The organism is Thermosyntropha lipolytica DSM 11003 (genome assembly GCF_900129805.1).
GTDB classification, from domain to species: Bacteria; Bacillota; Syntrophomonadia; order Syntrophomonadales; family Syntrophomonadaceae; genus Thermosyntropha; species Thermosyntropha lipolytica.
In genome coordinates this window covers 1-4,748 of the sequence record NZ_FQWY01000062.1, presented here as the reverse complement: position 1 = coordinate 4,748, position 4,748 = coordinate 1, and the positions used below count along the sequence as shown (strand labels likewise).

3 protein-coding genes and 4 tRNA genes are annotated in these 4,748 nt (G+C 40.1%); all 7 read right to left on the bottom strand.

What is annotated here, in order from left to right; all coding sequences use genetic code 11:
* Nucleotide 1: 1 nt before the first annotated feature.
* Nucleotides 2-74 (bottom strand) — tRNA-Val (locus tag BUB92_RS10640).
* A 4-nt stretch (nt 75-78) separates the two neighbouring features.
* A tRNA-Glu gene (locus BUB92_RS10635) sits at nt 79-153 on the bottom strand.
* Nucleotides 154-158: 5 nt separating this feature from the next.
* Nucleotides 159-234: transfer RNA gene (locus BUB92_RS10630), tRNA-Ile, on the bottom strand.
* Nucleotides 235-359: 125 nt separating this feature from the next.
* Nucleotides 360-434, bottom strand: a tRNA-Asn gene (locus tag BUB92_RS10625).
* 70 nt (nt 435-504) lie between these two features.
* Entirely contained in the window at nt 505-1,587 is a 1,083-nt protein-coding gene (gene rpoD / locus BUB92_RS10620; RefSeq protein ID WP_073093520.1) for an RNA polymerase sigma factor RpoD, read from the bottom strand.
* Nucleotides 1,584-3,368: a DNA primase gene (dnaG, locus tag BUB92_RS10615; RefSeq protein ID WP_073093518.1), complete on the bottom strand. Its 1,785-nt coding sequence runs from the start codon at nt 3,366-3,368 to the stop codon at nt 1,584-1,586. Before dnaG ends, rpoD begins: the two co-directional genes overlap by 4 nt.
* 67 nt (nt 3,369-3,435) lie before the next feature.
* The gene (locus BUB92_RS10610) at nt 3,436-4,521 is read right to left on the bottom strand and encodes a deoxyguanosinetriphosphate triphosphohydrolase (protein WP_073093516.1); all 1,086 of its coding nucleotides are present in this window, start codon (nt 4,519-4,521) and stop codon (nt 3,436-3,438) included.
* Nucleotides 4,522-4,748: the final 227 nt, after the last annotated feature.

Below are 4,748 nucleotides of genomic sequence, written 5' to 3'. Positions count from 1 at the left end.
GTGGGCGATGCAGGGCTCGAACCTACGACCCCCTGCTTGTAAGGCAGGTGCTCTCCCAGCTGAGCTAATCGCCCCAATTGGTGACCCCTAGGGGATTCGAACCCCTGTTACCGGCGTGAAAGGCCGGTGTCTTAACCACTTGACCAAGGGGCCATACATGGTGGGCCTACCAGGACTCGAACCTGGGACCAACCGGTTATGAGCCGGTAGCTCTACCAGCTGAGCTATAGGCCCTCATAAAATAAACCTGCGAAATAAGTATATTAAATTTTTACTACCAGGTCAAGAGTAAAACTTATTTCGCTCAGTTTATTCAAGTAAAAAGCGGTAACATGGTTACCGCTTTAAAGTTTTCTAAATGGCTCCCCGAGCAGGATTCGAACCTGCAACCCTCCGGTTAACAGCCGGATGCTCTACCGTTGAGCTATCGAGGAACATCATCATCGCCTCAACGATATTCATTATATATTTCAGCTCTTCAATTGTCAATACATTTTTTATTTTTTATTCTATATAATCTTTAAGTTTTTTACTGCGAGAAGGATGTCTTAATTTGCGTAAAGCCTTAGCCTCGATCTGCCTTATGCGTTCACGGGTAACCCCAAATTCCTGTCCTACCTCCTCCAGGGTACGGGGTCTGCCATCATCCAGGCCAAAGCGCAAACGCAAAACCTTTTCTTCACGCTCGGTTAAAGTGCTTAAAATTCCGTCTAAATGTTCCCTCAGCAGTACAAATGAAGCTGATTCTTCTGGCGACTCAGCATCTTCATCGGTTATGAAATCTCCTAAATGGCTGTCATCTTCTTCCCCAATAGGAGTTTCTAAGGATACAGGTTCCTGGGCCACTTTCATTATTTCAATAACCCTTTCTACCGGAATATCCATTTCATCTGCGATTTCCTGAGGAGTAGGTTCCCTTCCCAGGCTTTGCAAGAGGCTCCTCTGTACTCTTGATAATTTATTTATAGTTTCTACCATATGCACAGGGATCCTTATGGTACGAGCCTGGTCAGCTATAGCCCGGGTAATAGCCTGCCTTATCCACCAGGTAGCATATGTGCTGAACTTATACCCTTTGCGGTAGTCAAACTTTTCTACCGCTTTCATGAGGCCCAGATTGCCTTCCTGAATAAGATCGAGGAACAACATTCCTCTTCCTACATAACGCTTGGCAATACTTACTACCAGCCTCAAGTTGGCTTCTACCAGCATCCTTTTAGCTTCTTCATCTCCAGCCTCAATCCTTTTAGCCAGCTCAATTTCTTCATCGGCCGTAAGAAGAGGTACTCTACCTATTTCTTTCAGGTACATGCGGACAGGATCATCTATTTCAATCCCTTCCGGGATTATTACCTCTTCTAAATCAAGGGCTTCAGGATCTATATCAATATCAGCATCAATATCAGAATCTCCACCTATGTTTATGCCTGATGACTGTAAGCGATCGAATATTTCTTCAATATAATCAGGTTCTAAATTAAAATCCTGCAAATTATCCATAATCTCTTCATAGGTCAGGTTTTTTCTTTTCTTTCCTTTTTCTTCCAGGGCTTTTATAGATTCTTCCAGCTTCTTGTCCAACTTCATCTTATCCCCCCTTCCTGGACATTATTTAGAAACAGATCAAGATAAACCAGAAACTTTAACACTTCCTTAAAATCCCCTTTATCTTTTAAAATGTTTATTCTGTTCAAAAGTTTATCCTCAAGGATTTCTCTCTTCTTTTCCCGAAATCTGCCGATTATGGCATCAACCTGAGCAGCATCAAATACCTTTTCTTCCTGCATTAAAAAAGCTAGCTTGGCATAGTGAGATATAAGACCTTCCTCCTGCAACCTGATTTCCAATCTTTCCATCCCTTCATCTTTTTTCTCTATTTCTTCATATATGGCACATATCTTGCGGTAAGCCTGATTAGTAAATATTTTATAGCCAGTCAATTCTTTTACCCGCTTAAATACAGCTTCCTCTTTAAGCATAGTAGCTATCAACTTATCTTCCCATGTATAATTACCGTATTTTATATTATACCTTTCTGTTATAGTTTTATTCCCAATTTTATCCGTTTTTGGCCTATAAGTGCGGTTTAGCTCACGATATACCAGATTTTCCTCTAGCTGCAGTTTTTGCGCCAGGATTTTTATATAATAATCCCGGGCTATTTCGCTTTCCAGCCCAGATATATCAGGTTTTATGCTGTTTATTATTTTTATTTTATCTTCCAGATATAAAGCATTGCGATTCTTTATATACCTGTCAATTTTAAATTCGATATAGCTTATCTTATTATTCTGTATAAATGTCAAAAAATCCTCTTTTCCAACCAAATCTATATATTCATCCGGGTCCTTGCCTCCCGGCAGTAAAACCACATATACCTGCAGTTTTTCGGCATGTAAAATTTCTCCGGCCTTCAATGCTGACTTCTGCCCAGCTTCATCCCCATCGTACAAAATCAGCACTTTCTCCGCATAACGCGCCAGCAATCGTGCCTGTTCGGGAGTAAAAGCTGTCCCTAAAGAAGCTACCACATTCTTTATTCCCGCCTGATAAAGCTTTATGCAATCAACATAACCTTCCACCAATAAAACTTCATTAGCTTCTCTAATCGCGTCTTTAGCCTGAAAAAGGCCATAAAGATTATTTCTCTTGGAAAAAATCTCGGTTTCCGGAGAATTCAAATATTTAGGAAGGCTATCATCTAAAACCCTTCCTCCCAAGGCCACAATATCTCCGTTATATTTAAAAATAGGAAAAATTATGCGTTGACGAAAAAGGTCAAAATAATTTCCCGTTTTTTCACTCTTCCTCAATAATCCTGACTTCAGTAAATAATCAATCGGCATATCATTAGCCAGCATAAAGGACTTTAAACTTTCCCAGTTATCAGGAGCATAACCTAATTTAAAAATTTCCATAGTTTCTTCCGTTATACCCCTGGCTTTTAAATAGCTTAGAGCCTTCTCCCCTTCTGGTTTTTTTAAAATCTCATGATAAAAAAGAGCTGCTTTTTTATTTATATCAAGTATAACTTTTTGGCTATCCCCATCTTTCCTTTTCCGGCTGGGTGAAGAAATGCTTATACCTGCTTTGGCCGCTAATATTTCCAAAGCTTCCTTAAAGCTTACGCCATCTCTTTTCATAATAAAAGAAAATATATCTCCCCCCGTATGACACCCGAAACAGTAATACATATTTTTGTCAGGTGTAACACAGAAAGAAGGGGTTTTCTCTTGATGAAAAGGGCATTTTCCCCAGTAGCGGTTGCCTTTGCGTGTCAAATCTACCGTTTCTGCTACTATATCAACTATATCCAGCCTCAATTTTATTTCTTCCACTATATCATTATTACCCTGATAATAATTCATTACCTCACCTACTATTCGCTAAAAAAGGATAAACTCCTTCTAAATATTCTAAATATGTCTAACATTTTTAGTTTTTGATTATCTCACCCTTTTTTTCTTCATAAATCCTGAAGGCTTCTGGCACCAGAGACTGAGGAATATATAGGTCTTTAAATACCGAAATACAATATTCATCACTCATACCGGAAATATAATCAGCTACTGCTCTCTCTAATCCCTCTTCATCTGCTATCTGCCTGTAAAGAGGGCTCATCTTACTCGGATTTTGACGATAGTAAGCAAATAAATGTTCAATTATAAAATAGGCTCTGCTCCTTTCCGCCTGACATACAGGCCCGGTATATATATTTTCAAACATAAATTTGCGCAAACCTTTTAAAGCTTTCTCTATTTCCGGGCTGGGTTCAACCTTGAGCTCACCCATTTCTTCCCAGATCCGGCGGGTATTATATATGGTATCGGTAACCAGAGTAGCTATACGCTGACTGTGGGTATAACCCAATACTTCCAGATACTCTTTAGGGATATCTTCCAGGGTTAAAAGCCCTGCTCTTATTGAGTCATCTATATCATGCTGCACATAAGCAATTTTATCACTCAGCCTTACTACCTGCCCTTCCGGAGTAAAAGGCTTTTTATCTGACGACTCATATCCGCTGTGATAGAGTACGCCATCTAAAACTTCTTCCGTAAGGTTAAGCCCATTTTTTCCTTTATGCTGTTCTACCCGGGTTAAAACCCGAATGCTGTTCTCATTATGTTTAAACCCGCCGGGTAAAAGTTCGTCTAAAATCTGTTCCCCAGCATGGGCAAAAGGGGTATGTCCCACATCATGAGCCAGAGCTATAGCCTCAATTAAATCAAGATTAAGGTTTAGACCTGCCCCGATAGTTCTTGCAATCTGGCTCACCTCCAGAGTATGGGTAAGCCGGCTCCGGTAATGGTCACCCGGGGGAGCAATAAAAACCTGGGTTTTATGTTTAAGGCGGCGAAATGATTTGGAATGAATTACGCGATCCCGGTCGACCATAAAACAGGTGCGGATAGGATCAGGAGCCTCTTTTTCCTTTCTCCCTCGCGAATTTATAGATAAAGTAGCAAAGGAGCTCAGCATTTTTTGTTCTCTGGCTTCTAATTCTTCTCTTATATGCAAATTTCTCCGTTACAGAAAACCTACAAAACTTTATAAGGAGCTTATAATATCCTTATAAAGTTTCTGTTTCCTTCCTTGTTCATCGCGTCCAGTTTCGGATAAACCTACTCCTGTTTGGTATGACGCTCCGAAGGCTTAAATTCCCGACTAACGTATCGGTACTAGCTAATAGCTTGCGTCAAGTGCTAAGCTATTAGTTTTTCATAATTCTTCAAGTTTATACTTGC